The 23,078-nt window shown below is 57.4% G+C and carries 18 protein-coding genes and 1 other annotated feature; of the genes, 5 read left to right on the forward strand and 13 right to left on the reverse strand.

Features of this window, described 5'->3' with window-relative positions:
- Positions 1–103 precede the first annotated feature (103 nt).
- Positions 104–2,605: a copper-exporting P-type ATPase CopA gene (copA, locus tag GUC22_RS20390; RefSeq protein ID WP_024359010.1), complete on the forward strand. Its 2,502-nt coding sequence runs from the start codon at positions 104–106 to the stop codon at positions 2,603–2,605.
- A gap of 73 nt (positions 2,606–2,678) precedes the next feature.
- Here the strand turns inward: copA and GUC22_RS20395 are convergent, their stop codons facing one another.
- From GUC22_RS20395 to GUC22_RS20415, 5 genes are read right to left on the reverse strand one after another with little or no spacing between them, the layout of a single operon-like run.
- Positions 2,679–3,929 carry a phospholipase D-like domain-containing protein gene (locus GUC22_RS20395; protein WP_049088814.1) on the reverse strand — a complete coding sequence of 417 codons (1,251 nt, stop codon included), beginning with the start codon at positions 3,927–3,929 and terminating at the stop codon, positions 2,679–2,681.
- Positions 3,922–4,569, reverse strand: a complete 648-nt coding sequence (locus GUC22_RS20400) for a MotA/TolQ/ExbB proton channel family protein (protein ID WP_004137930.1) — start codon at positions 4,567–4,569, stop codon at positions 3,922–3,924. Before GUC22_RS20400 ends, GUC22_RS20395 begins: the two co-directional genes overlap by 8 nt.
- Before the next feature lie 19 nt (positions 4,570–4,588).
- Complete coding sequence (locus tag GUC22_RS20405; protein ID WP_004137932.1) at positions 4,589–6,829, reverse strand: TonB-dependent receptor family protein; 2,241 nt, start codon at positions 6,827–6,829, stop codon at positions 4,589–4,591.
- Positions 6,830–6,863: 34 nt separating this feature from the next.
- Positions 6,864–7,607, reverse strand: coding sequence for an energy transducer TonB (locus GUC22_RS20410; RefSeq protein WP_004137935.1), 744 nt, complete (start codon positions 7,605–7,607; stop codon positions 6,864–6,866).
- 1 nt (position 7,608) lies between these two features.
- Entirely contained in the window at positions 7,609–8,013 is a 405-nt protein-coding gene (locus tag GUC22_RS20415) for an ExbD/TolR family protein (protein WP_024359012.1), read from the reverse strand.
- Between the two features lie 322 nt (positions 8,014–8,335).
- Here GUC22_RS20415 and GUC22_RS20420 point away from each other — a divergent pair, with 322 nt between their 5' ends.
- Both GUC22_RS20420 and ybaK read left to right on the forward strand, forming a co-directional pair.
- Complete coding sequence (locus GUC22_RS20420; protein WP_116943818.1) at positions 8,336–9,130, forward strand: TraB/GumN family protein; 795 nt, start codon at positions 8,336–8,338, stop codon at positions 9,128–9,130.
- Between the two features lie 201 nt (positions 9,131–9,331).
- The gene (gene ybaK / locus GUC22_RS20425; protein ID WP_049085218.1) at positions 9,332–9,811 is read left to right on the forward strand and encodes a Cys-tRNA(Pro)/Cys-tRNA(Cys) deacylase YbaK; all 480 of its coding nucleotides are present in this window, start codon (positions 9,332–9,334) and stop codon (positions 9,809–9,811) included.
- A 115-nt stretch (positions 9,812–9,926) separates the two neighbouring features.
- On the opposite strand, the gene ushA is transcribed toward ybaK, so the two are convergent.
- Positions 9,927–11,579, reverse strand: a complete 1,653-nt coding sequence (gene ushA / locus GUC22_RS20430) for a bifunctional UDP-sugar hydrolase/5'-nucleotidase UshA (protein ID WP_049085219.1) — start codon at positions 11,577–11,579, stop codon at positions 9,927–9,929.
- 163 nt (positions 11,580–11,742) lie between these two features.
- Here ushA and GUC22_RS20435 point away from each other — a divergent pair, with 163 nt between their 5' ends.
- On the forward strand, positions 11,743–12,963 hold the full coding sequence (locus GUC22_RS20435) for an MFS transporter (protein ID WP_024359016.1): 1,221 nt from the start codon (positions 11,743–11,745) through the stop codon (positions 12,961–12,963).
- Between the two features lie 233 nt (positions 12,964–13,196).
- Complete coding sequence (gene ybaL, locus GUC22_RS20440; RefSeq protein WP_024359017.1) at positions 13,197–14,873, forward strand: YbaL family putative K(+) efflux transporter; 1,677 nt, start codon at positions 13,197–13,199, stop codon at positions 14,871–14,873.
- A 42-nt stretch (positions 14,874–14,915) separates the two neighbouring features.
- Here ybaL and GUC22_RS20445 read toward each other — a convergent pair whose 3' ends face one another.
- The 7 genes from GUC22_RS20445 to dnaX all read right to left on the reverse strand — a co-directional run bounded on the left by GUC22_RS20445 (position 14,916) and on the right by dnaX (position 23,077).
- The gene (locus tag GUC22_RS20445; protein ID WP_004137947.1) at positions 14,916–16,220 is read right to left on the reverse strand and encodes an inosine/guanosine kinase; all 1,305 of its coding nucleotides are present in this window, start codon (positions 16,218–16,220) and stop codon (positions 14,916–14,918) included.
- 63 nt (positions 16,221–16,283) lie between these two features.
- Positions 16,284–17,246, reverse strand: a complete 963-nt coding sequence (hemH, locus tag GUC22_RS20450; RefSeq protein ID WP_004137949.1) for a ferrochelatase — start codon at positions 17,244–17,246, stop codon at positions 16,284–16,286.
- Between the two features lie 127 nt (positions 17,247–17,373).
- Entirely contained in the window at positions 17,374–18,018 is a 645-nt protein-coding gene (adk, locus tag GUC22_RS20455) for an adenylate kinase (protein ID WP_004137951.1), read from the reverse strand.
- A 176-nt stretch (positions 18,019–18,194) separates the two neighbouring features.
- Positions 18,195–20,069 carry a molecular chaperone HtpG gene (gene htpG, locus GUC22_RS20460; protein WP_049085225.1) on the reverse strand — a complete coding sequence of 625 codons (1,875 nt, stop codon included), beginning with the start codon at positions 20,067–20,069 and terminating at the stop codon, positions 18,195–18,197.
- Between the two features lie 111 nt (positions 20,070–20,180).
- Complete coding sequence (gene recR / locus GUC22_RS20465) at positions 20,181–20,786, reverse strand: recombination mediator RecR (RefSeq protein ID WP_004129946.1); 606 nt, start codon at positions 20,784–20,786, stop codon at positions 20,181–20,183.
- The gene (locus GUC22_RS20470) at positions 20,786–21,118 is read right to left on the reverse strand and encodes a YbaB/EbfC family nucleoid-associated protein (protein WP_004129943.1); all 333 of its coding nucleotides are present in this window, start codon (positions 21,116–21,118) and stop codon (positions 20,786–20,788) included. The genes recR and GUC22_RS20470 overlap by 1 nt, the downstream gene beginning before the upstream one ends.
- A 57-nt stretch (positions 21,119–21,175) precedes the next feature.
- Entirely contained in the window at positions 21,176–23,077 is a 1,902-nt protein-coding gene (dnaX, locus tag GUC22_RS20475; RefSeq protein ID WP_024359019.1) for a DNA polymerase III subunit gamma/tau, read from the reverse strand.
- Positions 21,779–21,843: a sequence feature (DnaX frameshifting element), on the reverse strand. (Overlaps the previous gene by 65 nt.)
- Position 23,078: the final 1 nt, after the last annotated feature.

Consider the following 23,078-nt stretch of genomic DNA (forward strand, 5'->3'; position numbering starts at 1 on the left):
TTCCCCCTTGACCTTCCCCTTGCTGGAAGGTTTAACCTTGCTAATACTCGATGAAAGAGTGTGTTCGGTCAATCATTAACCGGAAATTATTCAGGAGTTATTTATGTCTAACACTATCGACCTTGCGCTTGATGGCCTCTCCTGCGGCCACTGCGTTAAACGGGTAAAAGAGAGCCTGGAACAGCGTCCCGACGTTGAGCAGGCGGAAGTGACCGTTACCGAAGCTCACGTGACGGGCAGCGCCAGCGCGGAAGCGCTGATTGAGACCATTAAACAGGCCGGATACGGCGCGGAGCTCAGCCACCCAAAGGCTAAACCGCTGGCAGAATCATCAATCCCGCCGGAAGCGCTGACAGCGGCCACCACTGAGCTTCCGGCAGCCCGTGACGAAGATGACAGCCAGCAGCTGTTGATCAACGGCATGAGCTGCGCCAGCTGTGTTTCTCGGGTACAAAACGCGCTTGCGGCGGTACCGGGGGTCTCACAGGCGCGGGTTAACCTGGCGGAACGCACTGCGCTGGTGATGGGCAGCGCGTCCGCCGCAGAATTAGTCCAGGCCGTAGAGAAAGCGGGCTACGGCGCGGAAGCCATCGAAGACGACCTCGAACGCCGCGAGCGTCAGCAGGAAACCGCTGTCGCCACCATGAAGCGCTTCCGCTGGCAGGCGATCGTCGCCCTGCTGGTCGGTATCCCGGTCATGGGCTGGGGGATGATCGGCGACAACATGATGGTCAGCGATGATAACCGCTCCCTGTGGCTGGCTATCGGGGTTGTCACGCTGGCGGTGATGGTGTTTGCCGGTGGCCATTTCTACCGCAGCGCGTGGAAAAGCCTGAAGAACGGCACCGCGACGATGGATACGCTGGTGGCGCTGGGTACCGGCGTCGCCTGGCTCTACTCGATGAGCGTCAACCTGTGGCCGCAGTGGTTTCCGATGGAAGCACGCCACCTCTATTATGAAGCCAGCGCGATGATTATCGGTCTGATTAACCTCGGCCATATGCTGGAAGCCCGCGCGCGCCAGCGCTCTTCGAAAGCGCTGGAAAAACTACTCGATTTAACCCCGCCGTCAGCGCGGGTGGTCACCGACGAAGGCGAAAAAGATCTGCCGCTGGCGGAGGTTCAGGCGGGAATGACCCTGCGTCTGACCACCGGCGATCGCGTACCTGTCGACGGGGTCATTAGCCAGGGCGAAGCCTGGTTCGATGAAGCGATGCTCACCGGCGAGCCGGTACCGCAGCAAAAAGGCGACGGCGACGCCGTTCATGCCGGGACCGTGGTGCAGGACGGCAGCGTGCTGTTTACCGCCAGCGCCGTCGGCAGCCAAACCACGCTGGCGCGCATTATCCGTATGGTGCGCCAGGCGCAGAGCAGTAAACCTGAAATCGGCCAGCTGGCGGACAAAATCTCCGCCGTGTTCGTCCCGGCGGTCGTGGCGATAGCCCTGTTCAGCGCCGCAATCTGGTACTTTTTTGGCCCGGCGCCGCAAATTGTCTACACCCTGGTGATCGCCACTACGGTGCTGATTATCGCCTGTCCGTGCGCCCTGGGGCTGGCGACGCCGATGTCGATTATCTCAGGCGTGGGCCGCGCAGCGGAGTTCGGGGTACTGGTGCGCGACGCCGATGCGCTGCAGCGCGCCAGCACCCTCGATACGCTGGTCTTTGATAAAACCGGTACCCTCACCGAGGGTAAACCGCAGGTGGTGGCGATAAAAACCTTTACCGCTATGGATGAATCCGCCGCTCTGCGCCTGGCGGCGTCTCTCGAGCAAGGCTCCAGCCACCCGCTGGCGCGCGCCATCCTCGACAAAGCCGCAGACCAACGTCTGCCTGCGGTAGATAATTTCCGCACGCTGCGCGGCCTGGGCGTCAGCGGCGAAGCCGAAGGCCACCGTCTGCTGCTCGGTAACCAGGCGCTGCTGAATGAGCACAAGATTGCAACGGCTGAAATAGAAGACGAAATGACCGCCCAGGCGTCACAGGGCGCGACGCCGGTACTGCTGGCGGTGGATGGTCAGGCGGCGGCGCTGTTCGCCATCCGCGATCCGCTGCGCGAAGATAGCGTGGCGGCATTAGCCAGGCTGCACCGCCAGGGCTATCGGCTGGTGATGCTGACCGGAGATAACCCCACCACCGCCAACGCTATCGCCAAAGAGGCGGGCATTGATGAGGTGATTGCCGGAGTGCTGCCGGACGGTAAAGCCGATGCGATTAAACGCCTGCAAAGCCAGGGGCACCAGGTGGCGATGATCGGCGACGGTATCAACGATGCGCCCGCGCTGGCGCAGGCCGATGTGGGCATCGCCATGGGCGGCGGCAGCGATGTCGCCATTGAAACGGCGGCTATCACCCTGATGCGCCATAGCCTGAACGGCGTCGCCGATGCGCTGGAAATCGCTAAGGCCACGCTGCGTAATATGAAGCAGAACCTGCTGGGGGCGTTTGTTTATAACTCGCTGGGCATTCCGATTGCCGCCGGGATCCTGTGGCCGCTGACCGGAACGCTGCTCAACCCGGTGGTAGCGGGCGCGGCCATGGCGCTCTCTTCGATTACCGTCGTGAGCAACGCCAACCGTCTGCTGCGCTTTAAGCCCAAAGCATAAGGCAGCCTCTGACGAGGGCGAAACAGGTTTCCCCTCTCCCCCTTCGGGAGAGGGGAAACCTCAGCCGATTTATCTATTCGAACTCACGGCCAGGATGCGGAACCGGATAATCAAAATCGACCTTGATCGGTGCCGCATAGCGGCTATTCCACAGCTGGCTGTAAAGCGCGTCCACGCGCGCGGCCATCGACGCATTATTCAGCACCAGCTCAAGGTTACGTGAGTTATCGAAATAGCCTCCGCTCCAGTTGCTGGTTCCGACCCACGCCGTCGTACCGTCGATGGTCATCAGCTTACTGTGTACCACCCTGGCAAAGGGGATAAACCCTCGGCTGGCGGGAGGTATGGTCACCACTTTTAGCTGAACGTTTGGCACCAGAGAGAGACTCTTCAGCCAGAATACCTCCGGCTTTTTCAGGTTCCAGTTCGCCACCATCAGCTCCACCTGTACGCCGCGGGCCGCCGCGCTGCGCAGGGCGTTATCAATGGGCGCATAAAAGGGCCGGCTCCCCTTTTCTCCCCACGCCAGCGGCGCATAGTCCATCACCTGCACCCGGATCCGCGATTTGGCGCTCGCCAGCAGCTGCGGCAGCGCCACCTGCGAATCAATCACCCCGCTCGGGTTATAATCGCGCGGGCTGGCAACCAGATAATTGCCCTGCGGGGCCGACGCTACCGCCTGCCGCGCCGGCTTCGGTACCGGCTTACTCTCCGCCAGCAGAGCTTGCGCCTGCCAGTCCTGATCGAAAATAGCCTGAATCTGCTGCACCGTTTGCGGATCGCTGATGCGCAGACCGGTCTCCTGGATCTGTTCCAGCGCGCGCCAGTCAAAATTCTGGCTACCGACAAAAGCCTCTTTGCCATCTACCAGCAGATACTTGGCGTGAACAATACCGCCGGTCAGCCGATGGAACGGAATCACCCGCAATTCCAGGTTCGGGATCGCTTTCAGGGCCGTCAGCGTTTCCGGCGTTGAAAGGCCCACGCCCTTCTCCTCCATCAGAAAACGAATTTTTACTCCACGCTCCCCGGCGGCCCGCAGACGTGCCAGAACCCCATCCAGCAGAGAGCCTTTTTCATTCGCCACATAAAACTGCGCCAGATCGATATGGCTGCGCGCCGCATCGAACATCTGCTGCCAGACTTCGGCGGCATGACGTAAATCATTATCCTGTAAGGTGGTTTCCTGCGGCGCGTTATACACCAGCTCGTAGCCGGGTATAGAGAACGCCGCCCATACCGGCTGGCTTAACAGCATCCAGCTCCCCGCCAGCGCGCTCATCAGGCAGCCTGCCGGCCACCCGCATTGACCATGTTCAGGCATAGCGCTGCGCCTCGTGGCCTTCCCAGCGTTTGCCGCCCTGCTCCGGACGGCTGACCGGGCTGCCGGCGCGGATCAGCAGCACCTTCAGCAGTTCGTTGATTCGCTCCATGCGGCTTTGCAAATAGTTATTGCCCACCAGGCACAGCAGCGCAATCGCAATGCCCAGGCCGGTGGCATACAGGGCGGTCCCCATACCCGCAGAAACCATGCTGGCATCGGAGACGCCGGAGGCGGAAAGGGCCTTAAAGGTATCCATAATACCGAGGATCGTCCCCAGCAGGCCCAGCAGCGGCGCGGCGGTGACAACGGTTTCAAGCATCCACAGCCCACGCGACATCTGCGGTTTGCTGAGCAGATACTGAGCGTCGATCAGATCGCTCATCGCCTCACGGTCTTCCGCCGTCTGCTTTTTCTCCAGCACCGGCAGGATGAGGGTCAGCGGGAGGCTACTGCGGCCGGTCAGCGATTCTGGCAGATCCGACGCGCGACGAACGTCCGGCGTCAGCGCCTTTTCAAAGCGCAAAGCCTGACGCTGGGCCCACGAAAAATAGAGGCCGCGTTCAACCAGTATCACCACGGCGATCGCCAGCGCGGCGTACATAACGTAGAAAATAATATCGTGAATCAGATTGGCATCCATCAGAGTGCCCTCCGGTTAATTAAAAGGTTGCTTCCAGCGAGACGCTAAAGGTGCGCTCTTCGCCAACGTTGTAGTACGGGGTACTGGCCTTCACGCCGTCGTAAGCCGCCGCGTTAAAAGTCGTCGAGCGGACGGAGGTCAGGTACTGTTTATCGAACAGGTTATCGATGCCAAAGCGCAGGGTGGCGCTTTTGACAATCTTTTTATCCACCGGCAGATGCACGCCCGCGGCGACATCAAAGACCGTGCGCCCGCCGATTTTTTCGTCGTTGGTCAAATCGCCGTAGAACGAACTGACGTATTTGCCGCCGAAGCTGCCGTAGTAGAGACCATCGTCATAGCCCAGCGACGCGTTAAGCATGTTTTTCGGTACGTTTGGCACCGTTTTTCCCGCTGTTGGCAGCGGATGTCCGCCGTTGCTCACAATGTCGTCTTTTTGTTCGGAATGGGTGTAGGTATAAGAGGTGTAGTAGTTGAAGTTGTACGGCAGCTTACCGCTCCACTCCAGCTCCAGACCTTTACTCTCCACGCTGCCGATGTTCATCATTTCGTAGTCACCATCCGCATTGGTGGTCGAAATCTGCCGGTCGGTATAGCGCATATAGAAGAGCGTCGCGCTCAGCAGCATATCTTCGCGCTGAAAACGCCAGCCCAGCTCGTGGTTCCAGCTCAGCTCAGGTTTGGTGCTGATCGAATCGCCGACGTTGTAGAGCACGTAGTTGGGTGGCGTACGCATGTTGCGCGTCAGGTTATAGAACAGCTGATTTTCGCTATCCGGCTTATAGCTGATGCTAAAGTTCGGCAGGAATTCATGGTAGGTCGCCTGGCGTTTTTCCGCAGCGCTATACAGGCTGCCTTTATTATCGCCTTTACGTTCTACATACTGATAAGCCAGCCCGCCCACCAGCGTCCAGTCCGGCGTCACGAACCAGCTGTCCTGAAGCCATACTTTGTGCGCAGGAGTCACCGTGTACTGGTTACGCCCCTGTACCGTATTGCCGTTCGCATCTTTAACCTGATCGGAACCGCCCGGTTTGCCGGAAACGTTCGCCGGGTTGCCATCGTCCTGAATGCTAATAAACGGCTGGGTCTGCGACTGACGCGCGCGCTCGTACCAGTAGCCAATATCCAGGCTGTGTTCGTCGTTAATATCCCACTTCAATTTCGTGGTAACGCCCGGCCGCCAGGTCTGGGTCCACGAAGGCCGGTAGTAGGTATTGGAAGTCAGGTTGCTGAGATCGTACTGTCCGGCGGTATCAGACGTATTGGACAGCACCGAGGCCGTTTGTCCGGTAAAGCTGCCGCCGTTACCCCAGTAGTAATAGGGCTGAACGGTCAACGCGAGGTTATCGCGCAGCTGTAAGCGCTGGGTAAAAGAGAGGGTGAAGGTTTCAAACGGATTACGGTTCAGCTTGTAATATTTGCTCAGTTGACCTTTGCTGTTGTAGACCGGGGTGGTCGAGTAGTCCTGACGCGGGTCTTCTTCGAACTGCGCTTTACTCAGGGTATTATAGTTGCTGTTATCCTGACGGTTATACTTCATGATCAGGTTGCTGCTGTTGCCGTTGCCATCCTCGTACAGCGAGTTCATTTCGAACTTATCGGAATAATTACGCCCCTCCCCGCGCCATTTTTTGGCTTCAGTATGCGAGTACGAGAGCCAGTTGCTAAAACCGTTGTACTCCCCGGTCTCCAGACGAGCGAAAGTTTTGCTGAGGTTATGGCTGCCGAGCGTTTGTTTGACGAAGCCGCCAAACTCCTTTGAGGGACGCTTTGTCACAAGGCCAATATTACCGCCGCTGGAACCAATATGCGGGCCGTCAGCCTCGGAAGAGCCCTGGGTGACAAAGATCTGCTCAAGGTTTTCCGCGTCGCCCAGCAGGTTGGGGTAGACAGCATAGTTGCCCGAGTCGTTAATCGGGATGCCGTCCATCGACAGGCCGATCTGATCCGAGTTCATCCCGCGCATGGTGTAGTCGATACCGCTCAGGCCGCTGGCGTCATTGCTGTTGACGTTCATTCCCGGCGTATATTTCAGCATGTCGATAGCGTTGCTGGCGCCGGGGGCTTTTTCCATCGCCTCTTTGGTCAGGGTGGAACGCGCTTTGCCGCTGTCTTCCTGCACCATCAGACCGCCGCCGAGCGATTGCCCCTTAACGTTAATCTCCCCCACGTCGCTGCTTTCCGCCGCCAGCGAGGCCCCCGATAACAGGGCCGACACCACGGCTAACGCAATCCCAGAATAATTAAAGTTTTTCATTTCTTTTCCTGTAAAAACAAATGATTAATTAGGCTTATGGCGCCTGATAATTAAACGTTGCGGTAAATTTTTTGCTGCTTTGTCCGGCAAAAGCCTCTTCAGGGAAGGGCTTCAGCTGGCTGATGCTTTGCAGGGAACTAAGCGCAGCGCGATTGAGCAGCATGTTCGGCGCCCTGCTGGCAATACCGGAAGCCAGCACTCTGCCGCTGCGGTCAACCTCCAGCCAGACCTCCACGTTGCCCTGCGGGCGCTCCAGCGAAGCCTGACGGCCGCTCGGGTAGCGCTTGCGCTGCTCCAGCTCCCGGCGCAGCGCCTGCAGATAGCCGTTTTCCACCGCCTGCGCGTTCGCCTTCGGCGCCGGGGGAGAAGGCGGCGGGGCCGGTTTACTCGCCGGGCGACGAACGGCGGCGGGCTGCGGAGCCGCGATCGCCTGCGGTTTCGGCGCTTTTTCCTTCACAACCGGTTTGGGCCTGGGTTTGGCTTTCGGTTTAACAACCGGTTTGGCCTGGATAATGGGTTCTGGCGCAGAAACGACGGGTTCAGCGACCGCCTCCGGTTCCGGCTCAGGTTGAATTTGCGGCGGTATTTCCGGCTGCGGTTCCGGGACAGGCTCCGGCTGCGGCGGTTCGGGTTCAGCCAGCGACAGTTCCATGACCGTATCGTCGTAATGCGGTTTGACCTGCAGCACTGCCTGCTGGCTGACAAACAGTAAACATCCGGCGACGACAAGGGCGGGTAGCCAGCTAACAACGTGACGTGAGCGATAAAGCAGGTACATATCACTGCTTCCGTGTGGCAATGGAAATGGAGAAGAAACCACCCTGACGCAGGGTATCCATCACGGCGATCAGGCGTTCCACCGCAACCTCTTTATCGCTGTTCACGATAATGGTGGTGGTTTGGTTTTCCTGCTGCTGCTTCAGGGTATTGACCAGCGCATTCAGGGGCAGCGGCTGGCCATCAAGCTGCAGCTGGTCGTCGGCGCCGAGGGTGATAATGGCTTTTTTTTGCGGTTTAAGCTGTTGGGCGCTGCCAGCCGACGGCAGCTGCGTTTTCAAGCCCAGAGCCGGGATCACATTCAGGCTAATCAGGACAAAGAAAACCAGTAGAAACATCATCACATCGATCATCGGGATCAGCTCGATATGGGCTTTATTCTTTTTAGGCTCACTCCAGTTACGCATGTCACTCCCCCCAAAAATTGAAGGGGCCAATATAGAAGCGTTTTGTTTATTTTTTGTTACAGATTTTTTATTTTATTATCACAATCGAGGAATATTTGAGAAAAAAACACCATATCAATTCACGTTATAAATAGTCATACCATTGTTTTTTAAGTGATAATTAATTTCAAAACGCCATTACAGAAATGACAAAAAAGAGAACATCAAATTTTTTTGTTATTTTCGTGACATTGCAAAACGCCTCTTCCGTCGCGCACGTTGAGTCCCCTTGCGCCCCAGCCCCCCGCGCGCTAGCATGGCTTCCTCACACTACGGAGCACGTATGGGCCTGTTAAACCGAATAAAAATGCTGTGGCAAGCCGCCGTCGGCTCGTCTTATTCCTGGCCCGCGCTGGACATCACCCTGCCCGGCGAGCGCTATCTACATCTGGTCGGCAGTATTCATATGGGCACCCGCGACATGTCGCCGCCGCCCGCCAGGTTATTAAAAAAGATCCGCCAGGCCGATGCGCTGATTGTGGAAGCGGATATTAGCGGCAGCGAAACGCCGTTCAGCAACCTCCCCTCCTGTCCGCCGCTGGCGGAACGCCTGAGCCCATCCCAGCTTGCAGAACTGCAAGATCGTGCGGGAGAAATGGGTCTGTCTATCGCGTTGTTCGACAACCAGCCGCTGTGGCAGGTGGCGATGGTATTGCAGGCGACTCAGGCGCAAAAATTAGGGCTAAGAGCAGACTACGGCATTGATTATCAGCTGCTGATAGCAGCGCGCGAGAGCCATATCCGCGTGATGGAGCTGGAGGGCGCCGATAGTCAGATTGCGCTGCTGCGGGATCTGCCCGACGGCGGGCTGGCGCTGCTGGAAGATACCCTCAGCCACTGGCGCACGAATGCGCGTCTGCTGCAGGTGATGATCGGCTGGTGGCTGGAACAGCCGCCGTCACAAGGAACAACCTCGCTACCGACCACCTTTAGCCAGTCGCTGTATGACGTGCTGATGCACCAGCGCAACCTCGCCTGGCGCGAAACGCTGCTGGCGCTGCCGCCGGGGCGCTACGTGGTTGCCGTCGGGGCGCTACATTTATACGGGGAAGGGAATCTGCCGGATATGCTGACGTAAAAAAATGGCCAATATTTCTATTGGCCCGTCAAAGAGGAATTTCATCATTATTATTATTCCGGGGTTCGCGCCCCGGATCGTCTGATTGTCGCTCAAAGTGACCATCACTGCCAACACTATTGCGCAAGATGATACTATTTTTTAGACAGCCGTCGGGCGTATGCTTATGTCACATTTAATCGGTTGGTAAGAAGGATAACGATGACTCCCGCCGTAAAATTACTCGAAAAAAACAAAATTAGTTTTCAAATCCACAGCTACGATCACGATCCGCACGAAACCAATTTTGGCGATGAGGTGGTGCGCAAGCTGGGGCTCAACGCCGACCAGGTCTATAAAACGCTGCTAGTCGCCGTTAACGGCGACATGAAGCATCTGGCCGTCGCGGTGACGCCGGTAGCGGGTCAGCTGGATTTGAAAAAGGTGGCGAAAGCCTTAGGCGCGAAGAAAGTGGATATGGCAGACCCGATGGTCGCGCAGCGGGTCACCGGTTATCTGGTGGGCGGTATCAGCCCGCTCGGGCAGAAAAAACGTCTGCCGACGGTGATAGACGCGCCGGCCCAGGAGTTCGCCACCATCTATATTTCCGGCGGCAAACGCGGCCTGGATATTGAGCTGGCGGCCAGCGATCTGGCGAAGATCCTTGCGGCGAAATTCGCCGATATCGCGCGGCGCGATTAATTTACGGATTTTCGTCAGAGGACAATCCCGGAGGCGGCGCTGACGCGCCTTGCCCGGCTATAAAATCCACAACCGCTCAGACCTGTAGCCCCCGCCACCGGGGGCTACGCTGACGTTACTGCCAGCTCACCTCGCCTTTCGGCTCATAGGCTGCCGCGTCGAGCGGTGAGTTTTTCTGGATATACTCTTTCAACACTTCGGCGTCGATAAAGCCGGTATTCACATAGCCGGGCTTGGTATCGATATGCGGGTAGCCGTCGCCGCCGGTGGCGTTAAAGCTCAGGGTCGCCATACGGTAGGTCTTCGCCGGATCGACCGGTTCACCTTTGATGGTCAAATTGTTAAGCTTGCCGTCTTTGGCCACAAAACCGACGTTGGCAAACTGCGGATAGGCGCCGGAGTCGGGTTTCATCTGCGCCACCGCGGTCAGATACTCCGTCACTTCCTTACCGCTCATATCGACATACACCAGCACGTTGCCGAAGGGTTGTACCTTCATCACGTCTTTATAGGTGATATCGCCCGCTTCAATCGAGTCACGTACTCCGCCGCCGCTCATCACCGCGAAATCGGCATTGCTACGCGCCATCTGCGCCGCCAGCAGCAGACGTCCCATATTGGTTTGCACAAAACGCACTTTGCTGCGATCGCCCTCCAGATGCGCGTTCACGCTACCAATTTTCACCTGCAGCTGCGCTTTGCCTTTATTCTGGTACGGCGTCAGCAGAGAGAGCATCTGCGGGCTTTCAGGGATTTGCGGCGTATAGAGCACGCGCTCGCTCTCGCCGTTGTCGTAAGTGACCTTTTTCTTCAGGTTGACCGGGATCAGCTGATAGTGCACCAGCTTCATTTCGCCGTTGCGGAATTCGAAGTCGGCGCGGCCCACGTATTTGCCCCACTCGTGGGCCTGCACGATCCAGATACCGTTCTGCTTGTCCGGCGCGCACGGGCTGCCCGGGACATAATCCACCTGCTTTTTATTCTCCGATGCCATGCATACCGGGTCCTGCGAGTGGCCGCCGACGATCATCGCCAGCGATCCCGCAGGCAGGCTGCGCGCCATCTCAACGTCGCCAGGCGCATTAGAGCCGTGGGCGCCGTTGTCATAATGACCCATATGGGTGGTGGCCAGAATCACATCCGGTTTTTCGTTCTGCTGCAGTTCCTGGATAACCAGTTTGGCCTCTTCCGCCGGCTTTCGGAACTCGATATCGGTAAAGAACTCGGGATTGCCGATTTTAGCCGTATCGTCGGTCGTCAGGCCGATAACCGCAATATTCAGTCCGCCGCGCTTGAACAGCGCCCACGGCTTAAACAGACGCTCGCCGGTGCTTTTCTGGTAAATATTGGCGGAGAGGAAGGGGAACTTCGCCCATTTTTCCTGCTGACGCAGTACGCTAAGGGGATTATCAAACTCGTGATTGCCTACCGCCATCGCATCGTAGCCAATCAGGTTCATCCCGCGAAAATCGGGTTCCGCATCCTGTAAGTCGGATTCCGGCACGCCGGTATTGATATCGCCGCCGGATAACAACAGCACGCTGCCGCCCTCGTCCGCCACCTCTTTGCGGATACCGTCCACCAGCGTTTTTTGTGCCGACAGCCCGTATTCGCCGTAGTCGCTGCGCCAGAAGTGACCATGATGATCGTTCGTATGCAGGATGGTAATTTTATAGGTTTTATCCTGCTCATAAGCCTGCGCTGACAGGCTCCCCAGCGATAACGCGGTAAATAGCGCCAGCGCGACGCCTCGTTTAATAAGGTGCATATTTCTCTCCCTGACAAAGTAACAAGTGCCGAAAGTATAGCGAGATAGCGAATTAGACAAATATGTTTTCAGAATTGCGACTTCCTTCAAACCTTAGCGGCAGGTATGTTAGGCAGATAATAATTCCACCTGCATCCTCTATAAAAAACACTTAAGCGAACCTATGGCAATGAATCAGACCGCACAACCCTTATCCGGCCCTGCTGCTGCGCCGCAAAAAGCACGCACTTCGTTTCGCATTCTCGGGGCCATCAGCCTCTCGCATTTGCTGAACGATATGATCCAATCGCTTATTCTGGCTATCTACCCGCTGCTCCAGGCCGAGTTCTCGCTGACCTTTGTGCAGATTGGGATGATCACCCTCACCTTCCAGCTGGCCTCATCGCTACTGCAGCCGGTTGTCGGCTACCTGACCGACAAACACCCGATGCCGTGGTCGCTGCCAATTGGCATGTGCTTTACCCTGAGCGGTCTGGTGCTGCTGGCGATATCCGGCAGCTTCGGGATGGTTCTGCTCGCTGCCGCGCTGGTCGGGACCGGATCGTCGGTCTTTCATCCGGAGTCTTCTCGCGTGGCGCGCATGGCCTCCGGCGGACGTCATGGCCTGGCGCAGTCGATATTCCAGGTCGGCGGCAACTTCGGCAGCTCGTTAGGTCCGCTGCTTGCGGCCCTGATTATCGCGCCTTACGGCAAAGGGAACGTCGGCTGGTTTGTCCTGGCGGCGCTGCTGGCGATCGTCGTGCTGGCGCAGATCAGCCGCTGGTATGCCGCTCAGCACCGTCTGAACAAAGGTAAACCGAAAGCGGTGGTGGTTAATCCGCTGCCGAAAAATAAAGTCATTCTGGCGGTTAGCATCCTGTTAATGCTCATTTTCTCGAAATATTTCTATATGGCGAGCATCAGTAGCTATTACACCTTTTATCTGATGCAAAAGTTCGGATTGTCGGTACAAAATGCCCAGTTCCACCTATTTGCCTTTCTTTTTGCCGTCGCGGCAGGAACGGTGATTGGCGGGCCTGTTGGTGACAAGATTGGGCGTAAATATGTAATTTGGGGCTCTATCCTTGGCGTAGCGCCGTTTACCCTCGTTTTACCCTATGCATCGCTGGAGTGGACCGGTATTTTGACGGTGATTATTGGTTTTATTCTCGCTTCGGCCTTTTCCGCTATTCTGGTCTATGCCCAGGAGCTGCTCCCGGGGCGGATCGGCATGGTTTCTGGTTTGTTTTTCGGTTTCGCCTTTGGCATGGGCGGCCTTGGAGCCGCGGTGCTGGGGCTTTTAGCTGACCATACCAGTATCGAACTGGTCTATAAAATCTGTGCTTTCCTGCCGCTTCTCGGCATTCTGACGATATTTCTTCCTGATAACCGCCAAAAGTCGTGATTATCCGGCAGCCAAAGTGCAACTTTGGCTGCCGCAATCCCTTAATCCATCGGCATTACCCCGCATAACCTGCTGCCATTTGGCTGTCCGTGCCTTTTTAGGCGTCAATTCCATTTTTCTGCAAAATTCAATAATTATTCATAAACAAAACCACTGAAATTGTCATAAACTATTATTCGGTTTTTTGGTTTTTGTGCCGAAAATGGATCAGCTCACCACTGCAAGGAGACGGAATGCACCACGCAACACCGCTAATCACCACCATTGTCGGCGGCCTTGTGCTCGCCTTTATTCTCGGCATGATTGCCAATAAGCTACGTATTTCTCCTCTGGTGGGATATTTATTAGCGGGCGTGCTGGCCGGACCTTTTACCCCGGGTTTTGTTGCTGATACCAAGCTGGCGCCGGAGCTGGCCGAGCTTGGCGTGATCCTGCTGATGTTCGGCGTGGGTCTGCATTTCTCCTTAAAAGATTTGATGGCGGTCAAGGCCATCGCCATCCCGGGCGCTATCGCCCAGATAGCCGTGGCGACGCTGTTGGGCATGGCGCTCTCTGCCATGCTGGGCTGGTCGTTAATGACCGGCATCGTCTTTGGTTTGTGTCTTTCTACCGCCAGTACCGTGGTGCTGCTGCGCGCGCTGGAAGAACGACAGCTTATTGATAGCCAGCGGGGGCAAATCGCCATCGGCTGGCTGATTGTTGAAGATCTGGTGATGGTGCTGACGCTGGTGCTGCTGCCAGCGGTCGCAGGCATGACGGAGAAAGGCGACGTGGGTCTGGCTTCCCTGGCCCTCGATATGGGCATTACCATTGGTAAAGTCGTCGCCTTTATCGCGATTATGATGCTGGTGGGCCGCCGCCTGGTGCCGTGGATTATGTCACGCAGCGCGGCAACCGGTTCGCGCGAGCTGTTTACCCTGTCGGTACTGGCGTTAGCGCTCGGCATCGCCTTCGGCGCCGTTGAGCTGTTTGACGTCTCCTTCGCCCTCGGCGCCTTCTTCGCCGGAATGGTGCTCAATGAATCCGAACTCAGCCATCGCGCCGCCCACGATACGCTGCCGCTGCGCGACGCGTTCGCCGTGCTGTTCTTTGTCTCCGTGGGAATGCTGTTTGATCCGATGATCCTGCTTGAGCAGCCGCTGGCGGTGCTCGCGACGCTGGCCATCATTATTTTCGGTAAATCGGCCGCCGCTTTCTTCCTGGTGCGGATGTTTGGCCACTCGCCGCGCACTGCCCTGACCATTGCCGCCAGTCTGGCGCAAATCGGTGAATTCGCCTTTATTCTTGCCGGTCTGGGAATGGCGCTGGATCTGCTGCCGCAGGCCGGGCAGAACCTGGTGCTTGCCGGCGCCATTATCTCCATCATGCTCAACCCGGTCCTGTTTACCCTGCTGGAAAAATACCTCGATAAAACGGAGACGCTGGACGAACAGACGCTGGAAGAAGTGCTGGAAGATGAGAAACAGATCCCCGTTGATATCTGTAACCATGCGCTGCTGGTCGGTTTTGGTCGCGTCGGGAGCCTGCTTGGTGAAAAACTGATGGCTCAGGGGATACCGCTGGTGGTTATCGAAACGTCGCGCACCCGCGTTGACGAACTGCGCGCGCGGGGTATTCGCGCGGTATTAGGTAACGCCGCCAACGAAGAGATTATGAATCTGGCGCATCTGGACTGCGCCCGCTGGCTGCTGCTGACCATTCCTAACGGCTACGAGGCCGGGGAAATCGTCGCTTCCGCGCGAGAAAAATGCCCGAATATCGAGATCATCGCGCGCGCGCATTACGACGATGAGGTGGAATATATTGTTGAACGCGGCGCCAACCAGGTGGTGATGGGTGAACGAGAAATCGCCCGCGCCATGCTTAAGCTGCTTGAAACGCCGCCAGCCGGCGAGCTTATTACCGGTTAATGCTTCGGCCCCGGATGACCGGGGCCAGCTTTATCCGGCCGCTTAACGATCCCAGTAAGCTTCTTCCAGGCTGTCTTCACGCTCCGGCAGGCCGCGGGTCAGACGCGGTGAATGCTGGTTCAGCACCTGATAGCTCACGCGGTTAGCGTATTTACACACCTGCGCCAGCGAGGAATAGGTCAGCCATTTGCATTTGTGCTTGCTGGAGTTCGGCACGTTATTGCGATGATAATTATTAGCGGTGATGTCGTGCAGCAGCGCCGCCAGCGCGCCGTCGCCCGCGCCGTTGGTATTCATGATCTTCTCCGGCCCGCCCATATAGGGTGCGATATGCGAATAAATACGCAGCGGATTTTCGCAATCCTGATGACGCATCGCGCGGCTGAATTCATACTGGTTAAACTCGGCAATCGCGCCCGGCAGCAGCGGATGCTGCGTTTTGCGCTTAGCCTCATCCTCGGTAAAGCTGGCCATATACAGCCCGGCAGGCCCGGCGGTGCACAGCACCAGGTCAACCCATTCCAGCGCCTTGTCGGAAGCCAGCAGCGGATCGGACAGCCCGGTCAGCGCTTCCGCCTCCTCTTCATTCATCGCCAGAATGGAAACGTGCTCTTTGAGGAACGCCTGCCACCACGCCGGATTATCGGCGATGACGTATTTAGTCCCCAGGGTCAGGACCACCGGTACATCGTGCTTTTTCGCATATGCGATGGCCTGCATCGTCGCGTCCGGCATCGGCTCGCCCGGCTTGCAGCGGACGAGATAGGAGGTCAGCACCAGCGCGGAAGCACCGGCGATTACGCTTTCCGGAATGCTTTCCGGGCGGAGCTTATTCATATGGCCGGGGCTGATCGCAAAGGTGCGCTCGCCGGAGTCGCTAATAAGTGTAAAGCAGCGACCAATCGCGCCATCCACCCCTTGCAGATAGTTCAGATCGGTACGGCTGGAGGTGTTGCACAGGTAGCGATAGGCGTAGCCGCCGATTTCAATATTGCTGCACATCACGCCAAGCAGAACCGAGCGGTCATCCGCCAGCACCGAGTAGTTGTGCATGGTGTTTCCGATGGTACCGCCGGCAAACTGATGGGTAATCAGGTCGTTGCGGACCAGTTCCTGGTACAGCGCCTCGGCGACGTCATCTTCAATCACCAGCGAATGCCCGGCGCTCAGGCCGTAGCGTACGATAAACGCCTCATCCACTTTCGCTTCGATATCAACGAGGGTTTGATCGATGCCGACGACCCAGGCGACGTTAGATTCATTATCCGGCTGAATTTGCTGCAGCAGCGGATCGCGAGCATTGACGGGAAAGTAGTGTTTGGATTTGCGTTTACCGGGAAATTTCATAGTGGCGATTTATTAGCAGTGAACAAGCGGGGAATAGTAGCATACTCCCCGCCGCACGCGCGATCAGCGATATTTCGCCGTCAGGTTGACCATCATTTCAATATGCGCGGTGTCCGCATTAAGCGCCGGAATGTACTCATATTGCTGGCCGCCAGCCTCGAGGAAGATTTCCCGATTTTGCACGGCAATCTCCTCCAGCGTCTCCAGGCAATCGGCGGCAAAGCCGGGACAGATAACCTGGATATGCTTCACCCCTTTCTCACCGAGCATTTTCAGCGTTTCGTCGGTATAGGGCGTCAGCCAGGGCTCACGACCAAAGCGCGACTGGAACGTCATCATCACCCGGTCATGCGGCAGACCCAGGGCGGAAACCAGCTCACGGGTGGTATCGCGACAGCGCTGAGGATAGGTATCCCCCTGCTGCGCGTAACGCTGCGGGATCCCATGATAGGAGAGCAGCAGTAAATCCGGCTCGCCGTGCACCGCAAAGGACGCGCGCACGCTGGCGGCCAGCGCGTGAATATAGTCCACGTCATCGGCGTAATCGCGAATAAAAGAGATTCCGGGGATCGCGCGCTTTTTGGCAAGAATACGCCCCAGCTCATCCCACACCGCCGCCACGGTGGAGCAGGAGTATTGCGGATAGAGCGGTAGCACCACGATGTGATCCACGCCCTGCGCCAGCAGTTCATCGACCGCGCTCTCCAGCGACGGCGAACCATAGCTCATCCCCAGCGCCACCGGCGTATCCGCAAGCCGCGCGGCCAGCGCCTGCCGCTGCTGCTGGCTGTAGACCATCAGCGGCGAGCCTTCTTCCATCCAGATGGACTGATAGAGCTTAGCGACCCTGGGGGCGCGCAGGGGCAGTATCACGCCGCGCAGCAGCGGCCACCACAGTAGACGGGAGGTATCCACCACGCGCTTGTCGCTGAGAAACTGTCGCAGATAGCGCTTTACCGCGTCGGGCGTGGGCGCATCGGGAGTGCCTAAATTGGCTAATAAGATACCTGTTTTCGTCTGATGCATTACCGCCTCTTAACCATTTGAATCGCTGACAATTGTAGCTGAAATGGCGCTAAACGGAACCAATCATAGAAAAAGGTAAAATGAGAGGAGTTCTCACCCCGCCGCTGCGGGATGAGAACTAACGGAATTAACCGAGGATTTTTTCCAGTTCAGCGCGAACGTCGGCCACCGCTTTGGTGCCATCGACTTTCGCGTATTGGGTGTTGCCCGCTTCCGCTTCTTTCTGATAGTAGCCGATCAGCGGAGCCGTCATCTGATGGTATTCAACCAGACGCTTACGCACGGTCTCTTCCTGATCGTCTTTACGGGTGGTCAGCTCTTCGCCGGTCACGTCGTCTTTGCCTTCAACTTTCGGCGGATTAAATTTAATGTGGTAAACGCGTCCGGAAGCTGCGTGAACGCGACGGCCGATAATGCGGTCAACGATCAGTTCGTCAGGAACGTCGAATTCCAGCACGTAATCCACGGCGATGCCCGCTTCTTTCATGGCGTCAGCCTGCGGAATGGTGCGCGGGAAGCCGTCCAGCAGGAAACCGTTGCGGCAATCTTCCTGAGTAATACGCTCTTTAACCAGGGCGATAACCAGTTCGTCGGTGACCAGCTTACCGGCGTCCATAATATCTTTCGCCTGTTTGCCCAGCTCGGAGCCTGACTTCACCGCGGCACGCAGCATGTCGCCGGTGGAGATTTGCGGAATACCGTATTTCTCCATGATGAACTGAGCCTGAGTTCCTTTACCCGCGCCCGGAGCGCCAAGCAGAATAATACGCATTACGAAAATCCCCTCAAAAGTTGATTCAATTTTTCAAAAAACGCTAAACCATACCACCAGAACGCGGATGGCTCAAGGAAGGCGGGGCGGCTGAAACGGTTAATGGTGAGATATTTTACGTATCGTGCGGTTTGATACCCTCTCCCAGCGGGAGAGGGTTAGGGTGAGGGTAAAGATTACGACGCCAGCAGCTGGTTCATACGGCGGATAAACTGGTTTGGATCTTCCAGCGTACCGCGCTCGGCCAGCAGCGCCTGATCGAGCAGCAGCTCAACCCACTCGCCGAACTGCGCATCATCCTGGGTATCCGCCGCGCGTTTTACCAGCGGATGCAGCGGGTTCAGCTCAAAGATGTATTTCACTTCCGGCGCGGCCTGGCCTGCAGCGGCAAACAGTTTCGCCATCTGGGTGCTCATCTCGTCCGCGTCGGTGGTGACGATGGCCGGCGTATCGGTCAGACGATGGGTCAGACGAACCTCTTTCACCCGGTCGCCGAGCAGGGTTTTGGCACGCTCAACGAACGGCTCCAGCGCCTTCTCGGCTTCTTTGGTGGTTTCATCCACTTCGTCCGTCAGCTTATCCAGCGACTCATCGGCTTTCGCCACCGACTGGAACGGCTTGCCGTCGAACTCGGTCAGATAGCTCATCATCCACTCGTCGATGCGATCGGAAAGCAGCAGCACTTCGATGCCTTTCTTACGCAGCAGTTCCAGATGCGGGCTGCTCTTCGCGGCGGCGTAGCTGTCGGCGGTAATATAGTAAATCTTCTCCTGCCCTTCTTTCATGCGGGAGACGTACTCTTCCAGCGACACGGTCTGCGCGGCGGAGTCGGTATGGGTACTGGCGAAGCGCAGCAGTTTGGCGATGGCCTGCTGGTTGGCCTGATCTTCCGCCGGACCTTCTTTCAGCACGAGGCCAAACTGCTGCCAGAAGGTCTGATATTTTTCCGCGTCGTCTTTCGCCAGTTTTTCCAGCATCTGCAGGGCGCGCTTGCTCAGCGCGGTGCGCAGATTGCGGGTGACGCTGCTGTCCTGGAGAATTTCACGCGACACGTTCAGCGGCAGATCGTTGGAGTCGACCAGCCCGCGGACGAAGCGTAGATAGTTGGGCATAAACTGCTCGGCGTCATCCATGATGAAGACGCGCTGCACGTACAGCTTCAGGCCGTGTTTATGATCGCGATTCCACATATCCCACGGCGCCTGCGACGGGATATACAGCAGGCTGGTGTACTCCTGCTTACCTTCAACGCGGTTGTGGCTCCAGGTCAGCGGATCGCTGTAATCGTGGGCAATATGCTTGTAGAACTCGTTGTACTCGTCGTCTTTGATTTCCGACTTATTGCGCGTCCACAGCGCCTGGGCTTTGTTGATTTTCTCCCAGGAGATCACGGTTTCGCCGTCCACTTCTTCGCTTTTTTCAATTTCCACCGGCAGCGCGATGTGATCGGAGTATTTGCTGATGATCGAACGCACGCGCCAGTCGTTGAGGAAATCATCCTCGCCTTCGCGCAGGTGCAGCGTGATCTCGGTACCGCGATCGGCTTTGTTAATGTCGGCAACGGTATATTCGCCTTCGCCAGCGGATTCCCAGAATACGCCGTTTTCGGCGCTGTCGCCCGCCGCGCGGGTACGGACGGTGACTTTATCGGCAACAATAAACGCCGAGTAGAAACCTACGCCGAACTGGCCAATCAGCTGGCTGTCTTTCGCCTGGTCAGAGCCCATGGACTCAAGGAACGCCTTGGTGCCGGACTTGGCGATGGTGCCAAGATGGTCGATGACTTCATCGCGGTTCATACCGATGCCGTTATCGGCGATGGTCAGGGTGCGGTTGTCTTTATCAAATGAAACACGCACGCGCAGTTCGCCGTCGCCTTCGTACAGATCCGGCTGGGACAGCGCGCGGAAGCGCAGCTTGTCGGCCGCATCGGAGGCGTTGGAAATCAGCTCACGCAGGAAAATTTCTTTATTGGAGTAAAGAGAATGGATCATCAGGTGCAGAAGCTGTTTGACCTCTGACTGAAAACCACGAGTTTCTTGTCCTTTCATCTAAATCAACCTCAACAATGCCATTGTTAATGGTAAAAAAACCGTTGAGGGTGAGATGGGGACAGAGGGAGAGGTTTTCAAGCGGAGGCCCCGAAAAGCGCCTCCGTTTGATTAAAAACGAATCTTATGCCGCCCGGCGAGAGAGTGGGACAGCGTTGTGCCGTCAACCATTTCCAGCTCGCCGCCAACCGGAACGCCATGGGCGATACGGCTCGCGTCTACGCCATACTGCGCGCAGAGCTCGGCGATATAATTCGCCGTCGCCTCTCCTTCCACCGTTGGGTTGGTCGCAAGGATCACTTCCTGCATTGATTCGTCACGCAGACGCTGCTCCAGACGATCGAGCCCGATGTCATCCGGCCCAATCCCGTCAAGCGGCGACAGGTGGCCCATCAGCACAAAATAGCGACCGGAAAACTGCCCGGTCTGCTCGATAGCGTAGATATCCGCTGGGCTCTCTACCACGCAAATCTGGCCGTTTTCCTTGCGCCGAGGGTTGCTGCAAATATTGCATACCTCCTGCTCGGTGAAGGTGCGGCAATCGGCGCAGTGGCCGATTTCCGACATCGCGCGCGTGAGCGCCTGCGCCAGGCGCATCCCGCCGCTGCGGTCACGCTGCAGCAGGGTAAACGCCATGCGCTGCGCCGACTTCGGGCCAACGCCCGGCAGGCAGCGCAGTGCTTCCATAAGCTGCGTTAACAGCGGACTGGTCTGCATCAGAACGGCATCTTAAAGCCTGGCGGCAGCTGCATACCGGCGGACACGGACGCCATTTTTTCTTTCTGCGTTTCTTCGATGCGGCGGGCGGCGTCGTTAAACGCGGCGGCCACCAGATCTTCCAGCATGTCTTTGTCGTCTTCCAGCAGGCTCGGGTCGATCTCAACGCGACGGCAGTTGTGCGCGCCGTTGATGGTGACTTTTACCAGCCCAGCGCCGGACTCACCGGTCACTTCCAGACGGGCCACTTCTTCCTGCATCTGCTGCATTTTTTCTTGCATCTGCTGGGCCTGCTTCATCAGGTTACCCAGACCGCCTTTTCCACCAAACATAGGCTTCTCTCTCAGTAAGTCATCGTTAAGGATGCTGACCGCAAGTCAGACTTGCAATCAAATGGGGCGAATACTCTCTTCATCCAGGTCCGCATCGAAGAATCGACGCAGGGTCTGAATGTTATTATCCGCAATAATCGCTTCACGCGCCTGCGCAAGCTTTTCTTCATAAATTGCCTGCCGCCACTCAAGCGGCGTGCGCATCGCGGGATTATCATCTTCCACGATGGTCAATTCAACCGGCGTACCGTACAAAATGCCGAGCGCTTCCGCCAGCTTTTGCTGCGCGCCCGCCGAATTCAGGTGACGCTGGCTCGGACGCAGATGCAGACAGACGCGATTGCCCTCCTGCTCTTTCCAGGCGTTAAGGGCCACCTGCTCCACCAGTTTTGGCACCGCGAGCTGGCTGACTTCCGCCGCCCAACTATCGCGCTCGACCGCTTCGACTGCCAGTTTCGCCGCCAGTTCCGGCGTTTTTTCATGCTCCAGCGCTTTTTTCAGCGCCTTCGGCGTCGCCACTTCTTCTTTTACGGTTTCAACAACCGTCGTCGATTTCCAGCGATAGGCTTCTTTTTTCGCCGGGGCTTTTTCCAGCGCAGCCGCAGCCGGACGCGCCTGTACGCGCTCGGTAATCGAACTCAGTCGTTCCAGCGCAGCGTTATTCACCGGCCGCGCGCGGGAAGCGGCTGCCGGTTCACTCTTTTTTGGGGTGGGCGCTCCCTGGCTACGCTGCAGCTGGCTGCGCGCCGCCAGCACCTGGCTGGTGGTCTGCGGCAAATTCGGCGGCGGCGGTGCGGATTCCGGAACGGCCTGCTGGACAGGTGCGGCCTGAATGGCCGGCATCGGCGGCGCCTCCGGTTCCGGTAATGGCATACGCGGATGGAAAGCCAGCGCACGCAGAAGCGTCATTTCGACCCCCATTCGTCTGTCCGGGGCGTACGGGAGCTCTTTACGGCCAATCAGTAGCGTTTGATAGTACAGCTGAACATCGGTTGGCGGCACCGTCCGCGCCAGCTCGCGCATACGCAGCTCAATCGCGGCCATATCCGCGCCCAGCGCCGACGGCGAGAGCTGAACCATCGCAATACGGTGCAGCAGGCTCTGCATCTCCACCAGCAAGGCCTCCCACTCCACGCCGCGGGCGGCAGCCTCATTCACACCAGCCATGACCCGCTCGCCATCGGCAGCCACCAGCGCTTCAATCAGCGATAGCGCCTGATCGTCGTCAAGGGTGCCGAGCATGGCGCTAACGGACTCTGCCGTCAGACGACCGTCGCCGCTGGCAATGGCCTGATCGGTCAGACTTAACGCATCGCGCAAGCTACCGTCCGCCGCGCGCGACAGCAGCTGCAGCGCGCGCGGTTCAAAAGCAATCTGCTCGGCGCCGAGAATATGCTCCAGCTGATGGCGAATCTGTTCGACGTCCAGCGCCTTGAGATGGAACTGCAGGCAGCGGGAAAGAATCGTTACCGGCAGCTTCTGCGGATCGGTCGTCGCCAGCAGAAATTTAACGTGCGCCGGCGGCTCCTCCAGCGTTTTTAACAACGCGTTGAAGCTGTGGCGCGAGAGCATATGAACTTCATCGATCAAATAGACCTTGAAGCGGCCGCGGGCCGGCGCGTACTGGACGTTATCCAGCAGATCGCGGGTATCTTCGACTTTGGTACGCGAGGCGGCATCGATCTCTATCAGATCGACAAAGCGCCCCTGTTCTATTTCACGGCAGTTATCGCAGACGCCGCAAGGCGTGGCGGTGATGCCGGTTTCGCAGTTTAATCCTTTTGCCAACAGGCGCGCGATAGAGGTTTTACCCACGCCGCGGGTGCCGGAAAAAAGATATGCGTGATGAATGCGCCCTAACGACAAGCCGTTCGCCAGTGCGGTCAGCACATGTTCCTGGCCGACGACGTCAGCAAAGGTTTGTGGGCGCCATTTACGGGCTAAGACCTGATAACTCATG

Origin of the sequence: Klebsiella sp. MPUS7 (assembly GCF_009905335.1) — a bacterium.
GTDB lineage: Bacteria > Pseudomonadota > Gammaproteobacteria > Enterobacterales > Enterobacteriaceae > Klebsiella > Klebsiella grimontii.

Excerpts from the sequence above, each read along its gene's own strand:
- copA (WP_024359010.1), top strand. The coding sequence starts at position 104 with ATGTCTAACACTATCGACCTTGCGCTTGATGGCCTCTCCTGCGGCCAC.
- GUC22_RS20395 (WP_049088814.1), bottom strand. The coding sequence starts at position 3,929 with ATGCCTGAACATGGTCAATGCGGGTGGCCGGCAGGCTGCCTGATGAGC.
- GUC22_RS20400 (WP_004137930.1), bottom strand. The coding sequence starts at position 4,569 with ATGGATGCCAATCTGATTCACGATATTATTTTCTACGTTATGTACGCC.
- GUC22_RS20405 (WP_004137932.1), bottom strand. The coding sequence starts at position 6,829 with ATGAAAAACTTTAATTATTCTGGGATTGCGTTAGCCGTGGTGTCGGCC.
- GUC22_RS20410 (WP_004137935.1), bottom strand. The coding sequence starts at position 7,607 with ATGTACCTGCTTTATCGCTCACGTCACGTTGTTAGCTGGCTACCCGCC.
- GUC22_RS20415 (WP_024359012.1), bottom strand. The coding sequence starts at position 8,013 with ATGCGTAACTGGAGTGAGCCTAAAAAGAATAAAGCCCATATCGAGCTG.
- GUC22_RS20420 (WP_116943818.1), top strand. The coding sequence starts at position 8,336 with ATGGGCCTGTTAAACCGAATAAAAATGCTGTGGCAAGCCGCCGTCGGC.
- ybaK (WP_049085218.1), top strand. The coding sequence starts at position 9,332 with ATGACTCCCGCCGTAAAATTACTCGAAAAAAACAAAATTAGTTTTCAA.
- ushA (WP_049085219.1), bottom strand. The coding sequence starts at position 11,579 with ATGCACCTTATTAAACGAGGCGTCGCGCTGGCGCTATTTACCGCGTTA.
- GUC22_RS20435 (WP_024359016.1), top strand. The coding sequence starts at position 11,743 with ATGGCAATGAATCAGACCGCACAACCCTTATCCGGCCCTGCTGCTGCG.
- ybaL (WP_024359017.1), top strand. The coding sequence starts at position 13,197 with ATGCACCACGCAACACCGCTAATCACCACCATTGTCGGCGGCCTTGTG.
- GUC22_RS20445 (WP_004137947.1), bottom strand. The coding sequence starts at position 16,220 with ATGAAATTTCCCGGTAAACGCAAATCCAAACACTACTTTCCCGTCAAT.
- hemH (WP_004137949.1), bottom strand. The coding sequence starts at position 17,246 with ATGCATCAGACGAAAACAGGTATCTTATTAGCCAATTTAGGCACTCCC.
- adk (WP_004137951.1), bottom strand. The coding sequence starts at position 18,018 with ATGCGTATTATTCTGCTTGGCGCTCCGGGCGCGGGTAAAGGAACTCAG.
- htpG (WP_049085225.1), bottom strand. The coding sequence starts at position 20,069 with ATGAAAGGACAAGAAACTCGTGGTTTTCAGTCAGAGGTCAAACAGCTT.
- recR (WP_004129946.1), bottom strand. The coding sequence starts at position 20,786 with ATGCAGACCAGTCCGCTGTTAACGCAGCTTATGGAAGCACTGCGCTGC.
- GUC22_RS20470 (WP_004129943.1), bottom strand. The coding sequence starts at position 21,118 with ATGTTTGGTGGAAAAGGCGGTCTGGGTAACCTGATGAAGCAGGCCCAG.
- dnaX (WP_024359019.1), bottom strand. The coding sequence starts at position 23,077 with ATGAGTTATCAGGTCTTAGCCCGTAAATGGCGCCCACAAACCTTTGCT.